This window comes from Pseudoalteromonas sp. SG44-1 (assembly GCF_014164315.1).
Classification (GTDB): Bacteria; Pseudomonadota; Gammaproteobacteria; order Enterobacterales; family Alteromonadaceae; genus Pseudoalteromonas; species Pseudoalteromonas rhizosphaerae.
In genome coordinates, this window is record NZ_JACJEW010000004.1 from 131,654 (window position 1) to 151,125 (window position 19,472).

Here is a 19,472-nt window from a genome sequence, read left to right on the forward strand (position 1 = left end):
TTTTACCCAATTAACAAAGGTAGCTGCACTTTTTATTGCCGAACTGATTCAGCATGGTAAAGTTGCATAAGCTAATATAAGAACGTTTTTCAAAGGTCATCCAGCCTCATGTTTAAAAAGCTCCGTGGTATTTTTTCAAACGATCTATCGATCGACTTGGGTACAGCCAACACCCTCATTTATGTTAAAGACGAAGGCATTGTCCTTAATGAACCATCTGTAGTTGCGATCCGCCAAGAACGCGCTGGTGGTCCTAAAAGTGTTGCCTCAGTAGGGACTGAAGCAAAGCAAATGCTAGGTCGAACGCCTGGTAATATCAAAGCCATTCGACCAATGAAAGACGGTGTAATTGCTGATTTTTATGTAACTGAAAAGATGTTGCAACACTTTATCAAGCAAGTGCATAACAATAACTTTTTACGTCCAAGTCCGCGTGTGCTTATTTGCGTACCGTGCGGTGCTACGCAAGTAGAAAAACGCGCAATTCGTGAATCGGCTATGGGCGCAGGTGCGCGTGAAGTTTATTTAATTGAAGAGCCAATGGCTGCGGCAATCGGTGCAGGTTTACCGGTATCAGAAGCAACAGGTTCAATGGTTGTAGATATCGGTGGTGGTACCACTGAAGTTGCAATTATTTCACTAAACGGCGTGGTGTACTCATCATCTGTACGTATTGGTGGGGATAAGTTTGATGAAGCAATTATCAACTATGTACGTCGTAATTTTGGTAGTTTAATTGGTGAAGCAACGGCTGAAAACATTAAACATCAAATTGGTTCAGCGTTTAAAACAGATGAGCCAATTGAGATTGAAGTACGTGGTCGTAACCTTGCCGAAGGTGTTCCGCGTTCATTTACGCTTAATTCGCATGAAATATTAGAAGCCTTGCAAGAGCCATTAATGGGGATTGTTAGTGCGGTAATGGTTGCCCTTGAGCAATCACCACCAGAGCTGGCGTCAGATATATCAGCCAAAGGCATGGTATTAACAGGTGGTGGTGCATTACTTAAAGATTTAGACCGTTTATTAATGGAAGAGACCGGCATTCCTGTTGTGGTTGCTGATGATCCATTAACGTGCGTTGCGCGTGGCGGCGGTAAGGCACTTGAGATGATTGATATGCATGGTGGTGATGTATTTAGTTACGACTAATGAAGTTAATGTTCGGGCGTGCCATTTCTTTGCAGCTGCGACTTTTTGTCGCAGTGCTTTTGAGTATCGTGTTGATCGTAGGCGATCGTTATACGCAAGGTGGCACCACAGTACGCACTAGTTTAAACACCTTAGTTAGTCCGTTATTGTATTTAGCCAATTTACCTTATGAAGTATTTAGCCTCGGGGCTAAAAGCTTACACACGCGCGATCAATTATTAACTGAAAACGAAGCCCTCAAGAAAAAACAATTACTGCAAAGCGAACAGCTTCAGCAATATCAATTCTTAAACAAAGAAAATCAAAAGCTACGCGCGTTACTTGGTTCTTCTGCTAAGCAGTCAAATCGTAAAATTATTGCTCAAGTTCTCTCTGTTCATTCAAATCCTTATAGCCATCAAGTGGTGATCAATCGTGGCACGATAGATGGCATCAGTGAAGGCCAAGCGGTTATTGATGAGATGGGGGTCGTCGGACAACTTACCAAAGTAGGCTCAACGACGTCTCGGGTGTTACTGATGACCGACACAACCCATGCCACACCGGTACGTATTTTACGTAATGATGTGCGTACCGTGGTTGAAGGGATTGGTAAAATTAATTTAGTTAAACTCTCCCATGTACCCCATAGTTTAGATGTAAGGATTGGCGATGTGTTAGTGACATCAGGACTTGGAGGCACTTTTCCTGAGGGCTACCCGGTTGCGGTGGTAACTGAAATTAATCGCGATGAGGGCCGCCCGTTTGCTCAAGTATACGCCGAGCCGATAGCTCAGTTAGATCGTATTCGCTTATTAGTGATCTTATGGCGTAATCAGCAGGAAACTATCAGCAATGAATAGTCGTTACTTTTTATTGATCGCCGTGAGCATCTTCCTTGCGTTGATCATGGCTTTGATGCCATTGCCTTTTTCGTTTGAGCCTTTTCGCCCTGACTGGGTGCTATTAGTATTAATGTACTGGTCGTTAGCTGTTCCACATCGATTAAATATTGGTACGGCTTGGGTAGTTGGCTTGCTGATTGATTTAGCCACAGGGTCACCGCTGGGAATTAATTCACTCACTTACTCAATTTGTATTTTTGTAACCGCAAGTAACTTTCAAAAAATTCGTAATTTTTCAATTTGGCAGCAAGCGATACTCGTGGGCTTATTTTTAACCCTATATCACTTAATGCAATTTTGGCTTAATCACTTTTTAATGGACGTTTATTTCAACCCGCAGTATTTATGGCCAGTCGTGACTGGCATGTTAAGTTGGCCTTGGATTTTCTTATTGCTACGTAAATATCGCCGTCATTTCAGGATCAGATAATGCAAACCGCCATTTATCTAGCGTCAGCTTCTCCCCGGCGCAAAGAATTGCTCACTCAACTTGGTATCGAATTTTCACAATTTAGTGTCGATGCTGATGAAAGCCAGCTAGCAGACGAAACACCCCTTGAACTTGTTGAGCGTTTAGCGCGTCTAAAAGCCCAAACTGGTGTTGCTATGGGATACACAGATCGCCCAGTACTCGGCAGTGATACCGTGGTGGTCATAGATAATCAGTCACTTGGTAAACCCCGCGATAAAGCTGACTTTATGGCAACCCTAAAACGTTTATCTGGGCGCAGTCATCAAGTGTTAACGGCAATTGCATTTGCCACTGAACACAAGGTCATGAGTTGTGTAGTAACCACGCAAGTGAGTTTTAAAACACTCTCAGAACAAGAATTAGCAGCATATTGGCAAACTGGTGAACCACAAGACAAAGCCGGTGGCTATGGCATACAAGGACTCGGTGGGCGCTTTGTTACTAATATTTCCGGTAGCTATTTTGCGGTAGTAGGCTTACCTTTATATGAATGCGAAAAATTATTAAGCGAATTCCTAAGTAGGTAACATGAGTATAGAATTACTGATCAACGTCACCCCGAGTGAAAGCCGTGTTGCCCTGATTGAAAACGGTGTATTACAAGAAATTCAACTAGAACGTATTGGCAATTTAGGTATCGTCGGTAATATTTATTTAGGTAAAATAAGCCGAGTGTTACCGGGTATGCAAGCTGCGTTTGTTGATATTGGTTTAGATAAAGCGGCTTTTTTACACGCGTCTGATATTGTAAATAGCGCCTCTATTGTTGAAGGTGTTGACGAGCAACCAATCAAAAAAGTACAAGATATTCGCGAGTTAGTGCGCCAAGGTCAATACATTATGGTGCAAGTGGTAAAAGATCCACTGGGTACTAAAGGCGCACGTTTAACAACTGACATCACCATCCCTTCTCGTTATTTAGTGTTTATGCCAGATGCCACCCATGTTGGTGTGAGTCAGCGTATAGAAACCGAAGAAGAACGCGCGCGATTGAAAAGCATTGTAGGTGAGTATGGCGATGAAGACGGCAGCTTTATAGTTCGTACTGCAGCTGAAGGTGCCAGCGAAGCTGAGTTGCGTCACGATGCCGAGTTTTTAAAAAAACTATGGAAAAAAATCGTCACTAAACGTAAAAAAACCAGCAAAGAAAGTATTTTGCATGAAGATTTAACCTTAGCATTTCGAACTCTACGAGATTACGTAGGGGAAGACATGGAGCGTATTCGGGTTGACTCAAAGCTAACCTATGAAGAGCTAAAAAGCTTTACCGCAGAGTTTGTACCAATCCTTTCCGATGCTTTAGAGTATTACCCAGGCGAGCGACCAATTTTTGATTTGTTTGATGTTGAAAGTGAAATACAAAAAGCCTTACATCGTAAAGTGACGTTAAAGTCAGGTGGCTATTTAATTATCGACCAAACCGAAGCGATGACCACGGTCGATGTTAATACCGGTGCCTTTGTTGGCCATCGAAATCTCGAAGAAACTATTTTTAACACCAACGTAGAAGCAACTTCTGCGATTGCCCGTCAGCTTAGGTTGCGTAACTTGGGCGGTATTATCATTATCGACTTTATTGACATGGTTAGCGAAGAGCATAAGCGCAGGGTATTGCATTCACTTGAGTCTGCACTGGGTAAAGATCGCGTTAAATCAAATATTAATGGTTTATCGGCATTAGGCTTAGTGGAAATGACCCGCAAACGTACTCGAGAAAGTCTTGAACATATTTTATGTGATGTATGTCCGGCCTGCTCTGGGCGCGGTTCACAAAAAACCGTTGAAACCGTATGCTATGAAATACTGCGTGAAATTGTCCGAGTAAACCGTGCTTACGCGGCTGATAAATTTATGGTTTATGCAGCTCCCGCGGTAAGTGAGGCATTACTTAACGATGAGTATCATAATCTTGCAGAACTAGAGTTATTTATTGGTAAGCAAGTGAGCATTCAAACCGAAAGCCTCTACAGTCAAGAGCAGTTTGATGTGGTTATGATGTAATGAAAGCAAAGACGGTCTGTTTTTTTTGTATCCGTAAGTTATGGCAAGTGTTCGCCATAACTCTGGTACTGCTTGCCGTTGTTGTTTCGGTTTTAAAATATACCCTGCCGTATGCCAATGACTATAAAGGTGACCTTGAAAGTTACCTATATGATAAGTTTGCGGTTAATTTATCAATTGGGGCTATTTCTGCCAGCTGGCATGGCCAAGGTCCTTCTATTGTCTTGGAAGATATCACCTTTGAAGATAATCAAAGCTCACCCATCGCACTGACTATCGCTAAAGCTAGCCTTGAATTAAACGTCTGGGAAACCATCAAAACACGACAGTTAAAATCTAACTACTTTGTGATCAACGGTTTCCATGCTGATGTTGATATGCCGACTATGTTGCAGTCGAACAGCAGTGAGGTATCGTTTGAACAAAAAGAGCTGATTGAAGGCTTATTCTTAGGTAAAACCGGTCATTTTGCGGTTGAAAATAGTAGTCTTAATTTTATCTTGGCAGATGGTAAAGAGCGTCGGGTGATGCTTGAAGACATCGTTTGGCAAAATCAATACGAACAACACTTAGCTAGTGGTACTTTAGCATTGCCCGGGATTTCAGTGGGTACATTTGATGCTCGCTTGGCATTAACCGGATCGACGCTAGAAACCATGCTGGGTGATATTTATGTGCAAGCAAATAATGTTGATGTGTCGAAATGGCTGGCTCAGTATATTAATGCTAGTAAAGAGCAGCTCAATTCTGACATTAACTTAGAATCATGGTTGAGTATTGAAAAAGGCCTGATCAAAGATGTCACAGTTAAATGGTTGCCAAGCTTTATTAATTGGCAGCAAGATACAAAAAGTCATCAATTTAGTTTAAGTGAAGGGGGTTTTCGCCTTTACCCTTGGCAGCAAGGTTGGCGGTTAAAAAGTTCAGGGGTGCGGCTCTCAAACGATCAACAGCATTGGCCCGACTTTCAATTTGAAGCGCAGCTGGATAACAAGCAACAACAAATTTGGTTGCAAGAACTCGATTTTGACTTGGTTACAAGGTTAGCCCAGTTAAGTGATTTTGCTGAATTAGAGCCGCTGTTAAGTCGTCAACCCAGTGGTCAAGTTAAGCGCGCTTATGTGCAGTTTACATCAACACAGCAATGGCAATTATGGTTTGAAGCCCAGCAATTGGGCTGGTTTGCAGAGCAAGGTGTGCCAGGTGTGCAGGGCTTACTTGTCGATGGTTTGTTAAATCAAGAACGTGGTCGTATTAATCTGTTTGGCGAAAATAGCGAGTTACTTACCGCAGATACTTTTAGCCAGCCAATCAAATATAACCAACTGAATATGCAAATTGATTTAGCCAATAGTGAGCAAGGTTGGCAGATCAGCAGTGATAATATGTGGCTTGATAATGATGAGGTCACTGTTGCAGCCGAAATGAAGCTTAGCTTAGACGAACAGCCTCGGCTTGATTTATATGCAGAAGCATTTGCACCAGATGCCAGTGTTGCCAGCCATTATTTCCCACGCCCTGTGATGACTAAAAATTTAGTTGATTACTTAACTGGGGCTATTAAAGGTGGTGAACTTACGCAAACACAAGTGCTGTTTTCTGGGCCGTTAACGGGCTTTCCGTTTGCTGATAATTCAGGACAGTTTGAAGTATTAGCGCAGGTAGATAACGCCAATTATCAATTTGCCCCTGATTGGCCTGCAGTAACTCAAGCGAGTGCAAAATTACATTTTGAAAATCAGCGTATGGATATTTACTCTGAGCATGGGCGGCTTGTTAACTTAGCGATCGATGATGCCGTGCATGTCAGTATTGCAGATCTAATGAACGCAGATTTACTGAGCGTAAAAATTAATAAACGTGCTGAGATGGAAACATTACTGCCGTTTTTTAAAGCAACGCCAATTGCTGAGCCACTAGCAAATGTATTTGAGGTGATCCAAGGTAACGGCGCTGCCAGCGCTGATATTGAGCTACTTGTTGATTTAAATGAGTTAGATGTAACAGCTAAAGGCATGGTTAATTTAAAAGATCTGCCAGTGTATTTAGCACAACCTGGGCTTCAGCTTGAAGGTGTTACAGGTCAGCTCTATTTTAATGATGATCAGATCACTTTAGAAAATGCTAACGCAAGTTGGTTAGGAATGCCGCTGAAAGTTAACTTTAATGGTAAAAATATTGGCCCAAACTATCGTGCTGACGTTGATATAAAAGCACAGTTAAATGCTGATACGTTAATTTCTCATGGTCAAGACTTACTAAAAGGTTACTTGCATGGTGAAAGTGAAGTGGCTATTAATCTTGCCCTAAACTTTTTAACGGACGGCTTTGATTATCGCGCTAATGTCAGCTCACAACTCGAAGGGCTTAGTAGTGAGCTGCCCGCACCGTACACAAAAAGTGCCGATCAAGTATGGCCGCTAACGGCTGTTATTCAAGGTGATAATATTTCTAATTTGATCACCGCTAATATTAATAACAACTTATATTTTAATGGCATCTTAGCGAATAACGTTGGCAAACTAACCAATGCACAGTTTATTTTAGGCGAGCATGATCTGGGTTTAAACCAGCAAGACTTAAGTGTTGCAATTGATTTAGAGCAAACCGATCTATTACCTTGGCTTGGCTTGATCCAGCAGATCATCACCATCAGTCAAACAGAATCAGCTGAGCAGGGCGTACTACCACCATTAAAAGAAGTGGTGGGTAACATTCAGCAATTAACCATTGGTGATATTGCATTTAATGATTTTGAAATGCGTTTAGCGCCGACCCCAAGTGACATGAGCTTACGGCTAAACGCCAAAGAATTACGCTCGCAAGTACTTATTCCGCTAGATAAATCAAGTCGGCCGATTCATATTGCCAGTGATTATTTACGTGTTAACTTTACCCCTACTACAGACGAATTACAGCCATCTGAAACACCTCAAGATTACACTTGGTTGAGTGACATACCGGCCATTGAATTTGAGTGTACTGATTGTAAAGTGGCAAGCTATCAATTAGATAAAGTCAGCGCATCGCTTTATGGCGATGGTCATAAGCTCACCATATCTGAGCTGGTGGTTGATAAAGGCAAGCATGTGTTACGTGCTAAAGGGCATTGGCAAGATGGCATAAGTCAATTTAGCGGTAATATGCAAAGTGATGACATTGGTGAGCTATTTGATGAGTTTGATATAACCACCACAGTTAAAGATTCACCCGCAGATATTAAATTTACGCTTGAATGGCAAGATGCGCCTTATTTATTTGATATTGCCAGCCTCAATGGTAATTTAGATTGGCGTTTAGGCGAAGGACATTTAGCTGAGGTAAGCGATGGCGGCGCACGGGTATTTTCGTTGCTGAGCCTGGATTCATTAGTGCGTAAGTTAAAACTCGATTTTAGAGATGTATTTTCGAAAGGTTTTTTTTATAACAGTTTGCAAGGCACCATGCAGGTAGATAAAGGCATCGCTTACACGCAAGATACGAAAATGGATGGGGTGCCTGCTGATCTGACGATTAAAGGCCATACTAACCTCAATACCATGGAGATTGATTACGATTTAGCGGTTGCGCCACAAGTGACCTCGAGTATTCCGGTGATTGTTGCGTGGATGGTCAATCCGGTAACCGGGCTTGCGGCACTGGCGATAGATAAAGTGATCCACTCGGCGCGCGTTATTTCTGAGATTAACTTTAAAGTGACTGGCAGCATGACTGATCCTGTAGTGAAAGAAGTAGATCGTAAAAGTCGTGAAGTGACTCTTCCGCAAGCTGCACAAAACCAACCTCAAGCCGCCGCCTCCAGTGAGTTAACACTCAAAGATGCTGTAGATACAGCCACCCAATGAGGCCTTAAACGATGCAAGCTATGATAGTCGCTCTACAAATGTGCTCCGGGCTGTGTGCTGATGGCAACATGAATCAACTTAGACAACAGTTAACCACGCTTCCTGCAATACGCCCGTTACTGGTGTGTTTACCTGAAAGCTTCTTAGTGTTTGCTAATAGCGGTCATGAAACACTTGTTGTAGCAAAGCAAAGTGATGTTTATCAACAACAATTAAGTGAGTTATGTCGCCAACATGATATTTGGCTAGCTGCCGGTACTGTGCCGATTGCCACAGAGCATGGCAAATATTTTGCAGCGTCTTTGTTGTTTAATGAGCAAGGTGAAGTGCTGGCCCAGTATAATAAAATGCATTTATTTGACGTTGATGTTGCTGATGGGACTGGTGCGTATCGCGAGTCTAACTTCACCGAAGCGGGCAGTGACATTGTGGTGGTAGATTCACCGTTTGGTAAAATAGGTCTTACAGTATGTTATGATCTACGCTTTAGTGGCTTATTTAGTGCTTTGCAACGAGCCGGGGCAGAGGTTATTTTAGTGCCTAGCGCATTTACTACCATAACAGGTGCAGCTCATTGGCAACCGTTATTAACGGCCAGAGCGATAGAGACGCAAAGTTATGTGATTGCTGCTGCGCAAGTAGGGCAACACGAAAATGGTCGCGCGACATACGGCCACAGTATTATTATTTCTCCTTGGGGCGACGTCCTCAGCGAGCTTGCAAATGGCATTGGGTTTATTGGTTGTCAGCCAGATCTAAACCGCTTACACGCCATTCGTCGAGATATGCCAGTGCAATCTCACCAACGATTTAGAGAGCATTTATTATGAACACGGTTGAACAGCATTTATTACACGACAGCCAGCTAAATCGAGAAGAACTCGAAAAAACGCTTGGTTTTATTCATCAGCATAAAGTTGATTACGCGGATCTTTACTTTCAATCTAGCCACCATGAATCATGGGTGCTTGAAGATGGCTTAGTAAAAGAAGGCTCGTACAACGTTGAACGTGGCGTAGGTGTACGTGCCGTGAGCGGTGAAAAAACGGGGTTTTCGTACTCTGATGCAATTAATTTAGAAGCACTTAACAAAGCCGCAACCGCTGCGCGCAGTATTGCCGAAGCAGGTGAAAGTAAAGCCATTCAGGTATTTAGTGATGTAGCAGCAAAACAGCAGTTTGCACCACTGCAGCCGATTCAAAGCATGAGTGATACCGACAAAGTAAATTTATTACGTGAGCTTGAAAATTATATTCGTGAGCTTGCTCCTGACGCAGAGCAAGTTATTAGCTCTATGTCTGCGGTGTATGAAGAAGTATTGATTGCGGCCAGCGATGGTACATTTGCCACCGATATCCGCCCATTGATCCGTTTAAATTGTTCGGTATTACTTGAAAAAGACGGCCGCCGTGAACGCGGTGGCGCAGGTGGTGGCGCACGTTTAGACTATGGTTACTTTAAAGAACTGGTGGATGGTAAACCCCGTTGGATGGAATACGCAGAAGAAGCCGTACGCCAAGCAAAAGTAAACCTTGAAGCTATTGACGCTCCAGCGGGCACGATGGAAGTGGTACTTGGCGCAGGTTGGCCAGGAGTATTACTGCATGAAGCCGTAGGTCATGGCCTAGAAGGCGACTTTAACCGTAAAGGAGCCTCGGCATTTAGCGGTAAAGTGGGCCAAAAAGTCGCATCAGAGCTGTGTACTGTAGTTGATGACGGCACCATTGCCGATCGCCGAGGTTCACTTAATGTGGATGACGAAGGTACTCCTGCAGCGTACAACGTACTTATCGAAAACGGTATTTTAAAAGGCTACATGCAAGATAAAATGAATGCGCGTTTGATGGGCGTTAACCCAACTGGTAATGCGCGCCGTGAGTCATACGCGCATTTACCTATGCCACGTATGACCAATACTTATATGTTAGGCGGCGAGCACAGCCAAGCCGATATTATTAGCACAGTTAAAAAAGGTATCTTCGCCCCAAACTTTGGTGGCGGCCAAGTAGATATCACTTCAGGCAAGTTTGTATTTAGTGCCTCAGAAGCCTACTTAATTGAAAACGGAAAAATTACTCGGCCAATCAAAGGCGCCACATTAATTGGTAACGGCCCTGAAGTTATGCAACAAATCTCTATGGTAGGTAATGATTTAGCGCTTGATAAAGGCGTGGGCGTTTGCGGTAAAGATGGCCAAAGCGTGCCAGTAGGTGTTGGTCAGCCAAGCCTGAAAATAGATAACCTAACAGTAGGTGGCACGGCTTAATTTTTATAACTGTCAAACGCTCTAAATAAAACCTTGAAAGTGCAAACTCTCAAGGTTTTTTTATTAGAGTCTATTATCTTCAAAGTTAAATTTGCTGCTGAAAGAAATCCATAAATGCGACAACTTGCCGTGGCTGAAATTGCCTTGATGGGTAAAGAAACTGCAAGCCAATCTGTTGTTTATCTTTATTACTAAAACCGAGAATATAGTCATCAAGTAACGTCACTAAATTACCGTTAGTTAGATCATCATTAATATCTACCATTGATTTTAGAGCAATACCTGCACCGTTAATTGCCCACTGTCTGATCACTGCACCATCACTGCTACTCATAGCTACAGGTACGCGAATTACCTCGTCTTTAAAATGCCAATCATGCATCGATTGACCAAGTCTCTCCATTACTAAGCAGCGATGATTTAATAAATCGCTTGGTTGTAAAGGTTGGCCATGTATTTTTAAATATTCAGCTGAAGCACATAACACACGTTTATTGGCTTTGATCATTCGGCTAATCAAATTACTATCGGGTAAGTTTCCAAAGCGAATAGCAATATCAATGCCTTCTTCAACTAGATTAACTAAGCCATCGGTTAAATGTAGGTGTGGTTTTACTTGTGGATTCAGTGCTACAAATTTAGCTATTGCAGGGGCAACAAACTGTTTACCAAAGTCAGAGGGTGCGGTTACTTTGAGACTACCCGAAAGAGTGTTTTTACTAAGCTGAATACTTTGCTCTGCGGCATCAATTTCAGCAATCACTCTTAAACAGCCTTGAAAAAAGTGCTCTCCAGCCTCGGTTAATTTAATACTTCGAGTATTACGTATTAAGAGTCGGGTTTGATAGTGATTTTCAAGCTGGTTGATACGTGCCGTCATACTCGCAGGCGATAAACCAATTTTTCGCCCAGCTGCAGCAAGCCCGCCAGAGCGCACCACATGAACAAAAAGCTGCATATCATCAATCTTAGCCATCGTTCCTCACTCTTTATAATTCAGTATTAATGAATAGTGTTTTTGATATTAACTCAATTATCAAATTTAAGTAAATAGTTAAACTGGTTGTACTCATTATCAACAGAGAAAGTTTATGCGTTTAGATCATGTATTAATTTCTAGTTGTGATTACCAAGCGATGCGACAGTTCTTTATTAATTCAGTTGGGCTAAGTGAAGGGTATCGTCCGCCTTTTCCTTTCGAGGGAGCGTGGTTATACGGCAGCGATAACGTTGCTTTGATTCATCTGGTTAATGCCGCGGGTAATAAAGCGCAACAGGGGTACTTATCAGCATTTAACAGCAAAATCCAAGGGCGAGGAGTGGTAGAGCACATTGCCATTCGTAGCATGGGTTACCAAGGATTGAAAAGTCGCTTAGCGAAAACAGGTATAAGCTACTTTGAGCGAACCGTGCCAGAACTATTAGAGCAGCAAGTATTTATACCTGGACCAGAAGAGATAAAGGTCGAAATGCTATTTAGCAGTGATGAAATTTAAATTAAATCCAGATAAACATTATTTATAAGAGAGTTAGTTATGTCTATAGAATCCTTATTTGAAGCTAAAACACTCGGTGGCATGGTCACGCAAAATAGAATTGTGATGGCACCTATGACCCGTTCGCGAACTGCGCAACCGGGCGATATTCCTACTGAACTGATGGCCACTTATTATGCCCAGCGTGCTACTGCAGGGCTGATTATTTCTGAAGCAACACAAATTTCTGCTCAGGGCAAAGGTTACTCATTTACGCCAGGTATTTACACGCAAGAACAAATCGAAGGTTGGAAGCAAGTAACACAAGCTGTGCACAAAGAAGGCGGTAAAATATTTTTACAACTTTGGCACGTTGGTAGAATGTCGCACTCTTCATTTCATCATGATGGAACGCCAGTTGCCCCATCTGCACTTGCTCCAGATGCACAAGTTTGGGTGGTAGGCGATGATGGAGAAGGACGGATGCTTGACTGCCCAACCCCTCGAGCACTAAGTGTTAAAGAAATTAAAGAAATAGTAAATGATTATAAGCAAGCGGCAATTAACGCGATTGAGGCTGGTTTCGATGGCGTTGAAATACATGGAGGTAACGGGTATTTAATTGATCAGTTTTTAAGACGTTCAGCGAATAAACGCACAGATGAATATGGCGGTAGCCAAGAAAACCGTATTCGTTTTGCCTGTGAAATTATTGGCGCAATTAGTAATGCCATTGGAGCTCATAAAGTGGGTGTTAGATTAGCGCCTTTTATCACTCAGCGTGGTATGGATGATAGTGAAGCAATTGACACTATTTTATTAGCAGCAAAGCAATTTGAGCAAATTGGTATTGCGTATATTCATCTTGCCGAAGCGGACTGGGACGATGCACCTACCGTAACACCAGAGTTTAGAGCCGCACTTCGTCAGTATTTTAGTGGCGCAATTATTGTTGCAGGTAATTATACCGAGCATTCAGGTGCGCATCTTATTGAACAAGGTCTTGCTGATTATATTGCATTTGGTCGCCGTTTTATTGCCAACCCAGACTTACCGTATCGTATTCAAGAGCAACTGCCACTAAACACTATTACCGATGGGAGTACATTGTTTGGCGGTACAGCCAAAGGTTATACCGATTACCCAGCGTATCAAAAGTAACTTTTTTTAACTGAAAATATAAGGGCTAAAAATGGTTAATTTTTCAAACTCAGTAGTTACTTTACTGATCAGCGGGCTGTTTAGTAGTGCCAGTTTTGCGGCTGAATTTAGTTTATCGAGCCCTGATTTACAGCCAGGGCAGGCAATAAAGAGTGAGCAATATTGGAATAGCTTTGGTTGTCAGGGGAGTAATGTTAGGCCACAACTTAAATGGCAAAATGCGCCTAAGAAAGCCAAAAGCTTTGCCGTGACAGTGTATGACAATGACGCACCAACTGGCAGTGGTTTTTGGCACTGGGTAGTACATGATATTCCTCTTACTAGTAACTCACTATCTTCAACGACTTTGCCCAAAGGAGCCATTGAAGGTAATACAGATATGGGGAAGCCCGGATACCTTGGGCCATGTCCACCAGAAGGGCGCAAGCATAGCTACACCTATAAAGTGTATGCATTGGATGTAGAAAAATTAGCTGTTCCACAAGGGGCAACAAGTGCACTTACAGGGTTTTTCTTACACCAGCATTCTTTGCAAACAGCCGAGATCACAGTAACGGCAGGACCGCGTTAATTAGTTAAGGAGATAAAAATGAAGGCTTTACCTTTACTCACTGTTTTAATGGCACTGTGCAGCAGTAAGTTGTTAAATGCGGCCCCATTATCTGATAAATCAGGTTATTGGCCTGATGATGCACAATTAGTGATTTCTATTTCAATGCAATTTGAAGCAACAGCACAAGATAGCTCTGATGCAGGGCCGTTTCCTCAAATAGAGCAGGGTTATCACGATACGATTTCGCCTACTTGGTATCAGTATGGGATGAATGAAGGGATCCCACGATTACTTTATCTATGGGATAAACATAATATTAAAGTTACTTCTCATATGGTGGGTAGGGCTGTGGAATTAAATCCAGCACTTGCTAAAGAAGTGGTTTCACGAGGGCATGAAGCATCGGGTCACGGCCAAACATGGACACCACAATATTCTATGAGTGTTGAACAAGAGCGCGCTTCATATATTAAAAGTGCAGATATTATCGAAAAAGTGACAGGCATGCGGCCGGTTGGCTTTAATGCATTTTGGATGAGACACTCAAAAAATACACTTACGCTTTTGCAAGAGCTGGGGTTTATTTATCATATTGATGATCTATCGCGTGATGAGCCTTCTTTTACACCAGTAAATAATAAGCCTTTTGTGGTTGTACCTTATACTTTTCGTAATAACGACATTGTGCGCTATTCAGGAAGCACTGCAATGACGGCCCAAGCCTACTTACAAGAGTTAAAAGATGAGTTTGACGTGTTATACGCTGAAGGAAAACACAGAAGACGAATGATGTCGATTAGTGCTCATGACCGTATTGCAGGAACGCCTGCACGAGTAAAAGCGCTTGATGATTTTATCCAGTATGCAAAACAGCATACTGGTGTTAAGTTCATGCGAAAAGATAACATAGCCCGTTGGATAATGAAGCAAAATAATGTACCAACTAATCCGACTCAAACGGTTAGATAAAGAAAATATCTATGAGGCAGCTTTTTAATATTATAAGTGTGCCTCATGTTATTTTTAGTGATGAAGGGATTAAGTTTTGTCGTAAATTTTAAACTTCAACGGAATTAGAATAGCTTGTTACATTTTTATCATTCACTTTAAACGAGTATCTCTTAAAATGGGTACTTGAATAGTCTATGACATTTTAGGAAATAGCATGTTTAGCCGTTGTATGTTTATTTTATTTCTACTATCTCTATCAGGATGCTCTTCTTTGTCTCAGGATGAATGTATACAGGCCAATTGGACAAATCTAGGTTTTAGTCATGGTGAGCAAGGGTATACATTTGAACATGGCAGAGAAATCATATCTGCTTGTAGTGAATTTGGCATCATTGCAAAATTAGATGATTATCAAGCTGGTTACAAACAGGGGCTCGCAGCCTTTTGTGAGCCTGAAAATGGCTTTACCCTAGGTTTGCGAGGCGATGCGTATAACGGGATTTGTAATGACACACAGTTTAGAAAAGCATGGCAAGAAGGTAACGAGCGTTATCAATTTGAAGCAAGGAAAGCCGAGATAGATGATCGACTTAATAATATTAATTGGCGGCTGCAATCTATTAGTAATGAATTAGCGAGTGATAAATCGTCAAGTAGCCAAAGTAAAGAGTTACGCCGAGAGCGAGAACAGTTAGAGAGAGAGCGTCGTGATTTAAGAAAAGAAAAAGCACTTCTGCCATTACTCAACAAGCTTCCATCATGGCATTTTGAGTATGAGTTATAGCGTGTTCTTTTAAGGTGATTAATATGAAAGTAATGTCAATTTTAATAACATTTCTGATCCTCAGTGGGTGTGCGTCAAAAGAAATGCCAGAGGGTTATGGAGATGAATTATTTGCAGAGCATGAGTGCTTAGGTGGTGAAGTTGAGACAGACTATAACTATACAATCTTTAGTTCTGACGAAGATGAAAGTAATAAGAGCACGGTTCAATCAACTTGTCAGCCAGTAAAAACTGAAACTGAGTTTGAGCGAGATATTAGATCGGGAGGCTAGCGTTAAAAGCTTAACTCACTTCAGTTTTAATCAAGTGAGTTAAACTATGTCCATATAGTGGCATATTCTTATTATATGTGAGAGTTACTGCTTTGTTGTTTTGCAGCTTCACTGTACCAAAGCTCCATAAAAAAGGCAGTTAGCTTATGCTCTATTCCCAGCGCCTTGTCAGTGGGACAGAATAAAGTGAAGCTGGCTTTAAACTCGCCTAATTCGGTGGTGCTAAAGTGTATTTCAGGCTCAGGGCCAGAAATTTTTGCATCTAATTTTCTTTCGATAATCGAATTATAACGACCAGCCACATCTTGAAACTCTTCACAATATTGCTTCGCTTTCGTGGTTAGAGTTTCGTAAATTGGATACGGATTAAAACTTTCTTTACGCACAATACTAAAGTGATGAGTGGTAAAACGTTTTACAAAGTTTAAGTTTTTAATCGGGTTAGTGATCAGCTTATTATTCGGAATATAAATGGTTTTGCGAGAAAACTGATAGGTGTGCATGTCAATTTCATGCATGGTGGTTTTGATCCAATCGGTTTCAGCAATTTCACCATAGTATTCACCAACCTGTACCCAGTCACCAACCCGAAACGGGCGCGTGGTAACTAAATAGAAAAAGCCAATTATACATTGAATAAACTCTCTGGTCGCAAATACAATAGCCACTGCAAATGCCGCGATCGACAGCGCAAAGTTCTGGATTTCAGTAGACCATACAAATAGCAGTAATAGCACCGTTGCTAGGTTAATAGAGTGCTTAATATTGTGCGAAATATAGCGAATATCTTTTTCTTTTTTTTCTGCTTTATGGCGCGCAAATCTGTCAACCAGCGCCTTAAGAGTAAACGCAATAGTGATCATTGCTAGTGAAATAAGTACCGGATGGAGCAGTAAATCTTTGTTCATAAATTCCTAATTGATGGAGCGTTAATAAAAAATAACACGTGACCATACTAACTAAATTTTGCAGATTTAACCACGGTAGAACAGTAATAAAGGGGCAAAACCGTTATATGTTTTATCAACTAACTAGCACCCAAAGACCCGCTGTTATCATAAATAGATTCTCGGTTAATGAGATAAAACCTAGCGGTACATTGCTGTTGCCACCGACGCACGCGCACTTGAGTTCACGTTTATCTATATATACAGCTTTAAATACTGATACCGCACCAATACCACCAATAAATAACGAGAACGGCGCCACCGCTAAGGCCGGAAGTTTGGCCACCATCCCGATGGCAACATAGGCTTCAATAAAAGGATAAACATAAGCATAAGGCACAACGCGCTTGGCAAGTAAGTCATAGGTAATAAATGAGTTTGAAAAGCTATATAAATCTTGTAGCTTTTGAATTGCTAACACCGCCATCGACAGTGCAATAAACAGCATTAAGTTTTGCATAGACAATAAAGCGTCGCCATTGGCATAGCTAAACCCGCAGCTGAGTAATAGTGTGACTGCAAAAATAGCTAACACTGGCGTGTAAGTTGTGCCTTGTTGACCCGCTTTGGTCAGATTGAAAAAATCGCGCAAATCATCGTACCCACCTATACGTTTATCATCAATAAAGGTTTGTGGCGTGGTTTTTACATTATGCTGCTGTTTGAATTCGTCAGTTTGCTCACGGCTGGTTAAGTGACGATCATCAACATCGTAACCATGTCGCTCTAATAAATCTTTTGATTTTAAACCGAAGGGGCAAATATGCTCATCGGTCACCATGCGATATAAAATTGCAGATTTAGACACAGTGCCTCCTTGTAAAAATGCCTTGAGTACTGCGTAAAAGTTGCTTAATTACACAGTAAACAAGGGCAAATTGTTGCTATAACTGAATAGTTACAAGGTTTATGCCAGCACTGTTTATTGCTTAGTTATGGTTAAAACAGCATCCATCACCGGATCGACACCTGCAAAGTAATCTTTTGCAGAAAGTGTAATTGGCATATCGGGCGCTAACCAAATACGATGATCTTCAGCTCTGCTTTGCTGGTGGAACTGGCTCGAAATAAGTCCTGTTTGTTTACTGTATGGTAGGTTAAACCAGCCTGCTTCACCAGCCACGTTAGGGCGGGTGCCTGATGGTTCACCTACAAAAATCGCTGGCACTATATTGGCAATCTTAACTGCTACATCATGGCCTGCCGAAAACGTATTGCGGCCAATTAATATAAATAACTTTCCTTGTGGCTTTAATACTTTAAAAAATGCGGCAGTTGCCACCATAGGTGGGTTGAGCGAGCCATTACCACCACTGTTATGGCGAAGGTCTAGCACCATATGCTCAATGTCATCGTGTTTGATTTGTGCTTGTAGCTGCATAGCAAATTCAGCAAGTGTGAGATCTTTGCTATTTCGCACATCATTGAATTGTACATACAGTAATTTATTCGTTTTGATTTGTTCGCTCCAAAACGGCGTGTTGTTTTTTGCTAAGTATCTAAGCGTAGGGTGTTCAGTAAGTTTTGGTAACTTAGGAAAACCTGCAAATTGCATTGACTTGAGCGCTGGTGTAACTGTGGTGATAGCCCCTTTTGGTGAGCTGAGCGTGAGTGTTACCTCGTTACCTTTGCTAATGCCAAGCCCGTTTAGTACATCAAGCAAACTTAAATAATATGGGCCCAACCACAGGGTTTGCATTTCATTATCACGAGCATTAACACGTTTAGTTAACTCAAGGGCTTGATCGGCTGGTGTATCGGCAAATGCTGCAACTTTATAGCCAATATATTGCTGGTAATCACTACTTGCTTTGGTGATGTATAAGCCATCACTAAATTGATAAAACTGAAATGGCAATTGCTGAAAGTTGCCTTTTTCACCCCATGCTGGGATCAATAAATTATGACCATTGCCAAGTAGTGCAATTAGCTCCATAAACTGAAAAATAATTTGCTGATCAATCATAATAGGAATCGCTTTATCAATGCTTGCTACTTTTTCAGCAAATTGTTGAGGGCTTATGTTTTGATACATTGCCACGTGTAAACGTTTAATCTCTGCAGCTAAAAACGCTAAATCGGTGCGCCATTTTTGATCTCGATTGAGTTCAGTCTCCAAATTATTACCTGCAAGTGATTTATAACTGGTTGATTGCGCAAAGCGTTCAAAGTGAGGGTTAGTACCAGATTTAAATAAGCTGGTGCCAGCAAGTGTTGGGCGGTCATCCCATCTTGCTGCCAGTGCTTTTTTGAGCCAATACTCGGCTTGCTGTTGGTTATTAAGCTCTGCGTATGCCTCTGCAATTTTCACCATTAAATCGTTAGGATTACTAGCCCCATTAGGAATGCCTTTTAAGCTAGTCCCAATTGCAAGTGCGCGTTGCAAAGCATTGCTGGCATTTTGATAATCGGCCAATTGAAAATAACTGAGACCAAGTAAATACCAAGTATCGCCATCATTTTGATATTCATTAATGAGCTGTTTTGTGAGTTTATTCACCAGAGCCCAGTTTTGTTGTTTAGCAAATTCTATTGCTGCTGTTTTCGATTGAAAGTAAGCGATTGGGTCTGTTGCACCAACGCGATTTGGTTGCACTTTTAAGGCTTGATTCGTTACCTCTAAAGAATGATTCGTTGCTAACGCAGACGCAGAACCCGAAAAGTTTATTAATAGGCACAATATTAGTAGTAAAAAATAGGACTTGTACA

The 19,472-nt window shown here is 41.7% G+C and carries 18 protein-coding genes; 14 read left to right on the top strand and 4 right to left on the bottom strand.

Translation table 11 applies throughout. The annotated features are described in order from the left end of the window. The first annotated feature begins 108 nt into the window (after window positions 1-108). Genes H5187_RS03205 through tldD form a run of 8 tightly spaced genes read left to right on the top strand, consistent with a single transcriptional unit; the run spans window position 109 to window position 10,620 of the window. Window positions 109-1,152: a rod shape-determining protein gene (locus H5187_RS03205; protein WP_145238587.1), complete on the top strand. Its 1,044-nt coding sequence runs from the start codon at window positions 109-111 to the stop codon at window positions 1,150-1,152. Beyond that, complete coding sequence (gene mreC / locus H5187_RS03210) at window positions 1,152-1,994, top strand: rod shape-determining protein MreC (RefSeq protein WP_182717725.1); 843 nt, start codon at window positions 1,152-1,154, stop codon at window positions 1,992-1,994. The genes H5187_RS03205 and mreC overlap by 1 nt, the downstream gene beginning before the upstream one ends. Continuing rightward, window positions 1,987-2,466: a rod shape-determining protein MreD gene (gene mreD / locus H5187_RS03215; RefSeq protein ID WP_149982649.1), complete on the top strand. Its 480-nt coding sequence runs from the start codon at window positions 1,987-1,989 to the stop codon at window positions 2,464-2,466. The genes mreC and mreD overlap by 8 nt, the downstream gene beginning before the upstream one ends. After that, complete coding sequence (locus H5187_RS03220) at window positions 2,466-3,035, top strand: nucleoside triphosphate pyrophosphatase (RefSeq protein ID WP_149982650.1); 570 nt, start codon at window positions 2,466-2,468, stop codon at window positions 3,033-3,035. Before mreD ends, H5187_RS03220 begins: the two co-directional genes overlap by 1 nt. Window position 3,036: 1 nt before the next feature. Then, window positions 3,037-4,509, top strand: a complete 1,473-nt coding sequence (gene rng / locus H5187_RS03225; protein WP_149982651.1) for a ribonuclease G — start codon at window positions 3,037-3,039, stop codon at window positions 4,507-4,509. Further along, entirely contained in the window at window positions 4,509-8,354 is a 3,846-nt protein-coding gene (locus H5187_RS03230) for a YhdP family protein (protein ID WP_182797535.1), read from the top strand. The genes rng and H5187_RS03230 overlap by 1 nt, the downstream gene beginning before the upstream one ends. A 20-nt stretch (window positions 8,355-8,374) precedes the next feature. After that, on the top strand, window positions 8,375-9,184 hold the full coding sequence (locus tag H5187_RS03235) for a carbon-nitrogen hydrolase family protein (RefSeq protein ID WP_182740324.1): 810 nt from the start codon (window positions 8,375-8,377) through the stop codon (window positions 9,182-9,184). Next, the gene (tldD, locus tag H5187_RS03240; protein WP_149982653.1) at window positions 9,181-10,620 is read left to right on the top strand and encodes a metalloprotease TldD; all 1,440 of its coding nucleotides are present in this window, start codon (window positions 9,181-9,183) and stop codon (window positions 10,618-10,620) included. The genes H5187_RS03235 and tldD overlap by 4 nt, the downstream gene beginning before the upstream one ends. Window positions 10,621-10,705: 85 nt before the next feature. Here the strand turns inward: tldD and H5187_RS03245 are convergent, their stop codons facing one another. Next, window positions 10,706-11,596: a LysR family transcriptional regulator gene (locus H5187_RS03245; RefSeq protein ID WP_182797536.1), complete on the bottom strand. Its 891-nt coding sequence runs from the start codon at window positions 11,594-11,596 to the stop codon at window positions 10,706-10,708. 115 nt (window positions 11,597-11,711) lie between these two features. Between H5187_RS03245 and H5187_RS03250 the strand changes: the two genes are divergently transcribed. The 6 genes from H5187_RS03250 (at window position 11,712) to H5187_RS03275 (ending at window position 15,816) form a co-directional block, all read left to right on the top strand. Continuing rightward, window positions 11,712-12,116 (top strand): lactoylglutathione lyase, encoded by a 405-nt coding sequence (locus H5187_RS03250; RefSeq protein WP_182785115.1) that lies wholly within the window; start codon window positions 11,712-11,714, stop codon window positions 12,114-12,116. 39 nt (window positions 12,117-12,155) lie between these two features. Beyond that, window positions 12,156-13,256: an alkene reductase gene (locus H5187_RS03255; RefSeq protein WP_182797537.1), complete on the top strand. Its 1,101-nt coding sequence runs from the start codon at window positions 12,156-12,158 to the stop codon at window positions 13,254-13,256. 31 nt (window positions 13,257-13,287) lie between these two features. After that, a complete protein-coding gene (locus tag H5187_RS03260) occupies window positions 13,288-13,827 on the top strand; it encodes a YbhB/YbcL family Raf kinase inhibitor-like protein (protein ID WP_010390480.1) in 540 nt (179 codons plus the stop codon). Between the two features lie 48 nt (window positions 13,828-13,875). Beyond that, window positions 13,876-14,778, top strand: a complete 903-nt coding sequence (locus H5187_RS03265; protein ID WP_310737461.1) for a polysaccharide deacetylase family protein — start codon at window positions 13,876-13,878, stop codon at window positions 14,776-14,778. A gap of 196 nt (window positions 14,779-14,974) precedes the next feature. Beyond that, on the top strand, window positions 14,975-15,544 hold the full coding sequence (locus H5187_RS03270) for a DUF2799 domain-containing protein (protein WP_182785112.1): 570 nt from the start codon (window positions 14,975-14,977) through the stop codon (window positions 15,542-15,544). A 23-nt stretch (window positions 15,545-15,567) separates the two neighbouring features. Then, window positions 15,568-15,816, top strand: a complete 249-nt coding sequence (locus tag H5187_RS03275; RefSeq protein ID WP_259399712.1) for a hypothetical protein — start codon at window positions 15,568-15,570, stop codon at window positions 15,814-15,816. Window positions 15,817-15,887: 71 nt separating this feature from the next. On the opposite strand, the gene H5187_RS03280 is transcribed toward H5187_RS03275, so the two are convergent. The 3 genes from H5187_RS03280 to H5187_RS03290 form a co-directional block, all read right to left on the bottom strand. Continuing rightward, window positions 15,888-16,724, bottom strand: a complete 837-nt coding sequence (locus H5187_RS03280) for a mechanosensitive ion channel family protein (protein WP_145238627.1) — start codon at window positions 16,722-16,724, stop codon at window positions 15,888-15,890. Between the two features lie 115 nt (window positions 16,725-16,839). Continuing rightward, window positions 16,840-17,571 carry a glutaredoxin family protein gene (locus H5187_RS03285; RefSeq protein ID WP_182797539.1) on the bottom strand — a complete coding sequence of 244 codons (732 nt, stop codon included), beginning with the start codon at window positions 17,569-17,571 and terminating at the stop codon, window positions 16,840-16,842. Between the two features lie 114 nt (window positions 17,572-17,685). Then, a complete protein-coding gene (locus H5187_RS03290; RefSeq protein WP_182717732.1) occupies window positions 17,686-19,359 on the bottom strand; it encodes a hypothetical protein in 1,674 nt (557 codons plus the stop codon). Window positions 19,360-19,472: the final 113 nt, after the last annotated feature.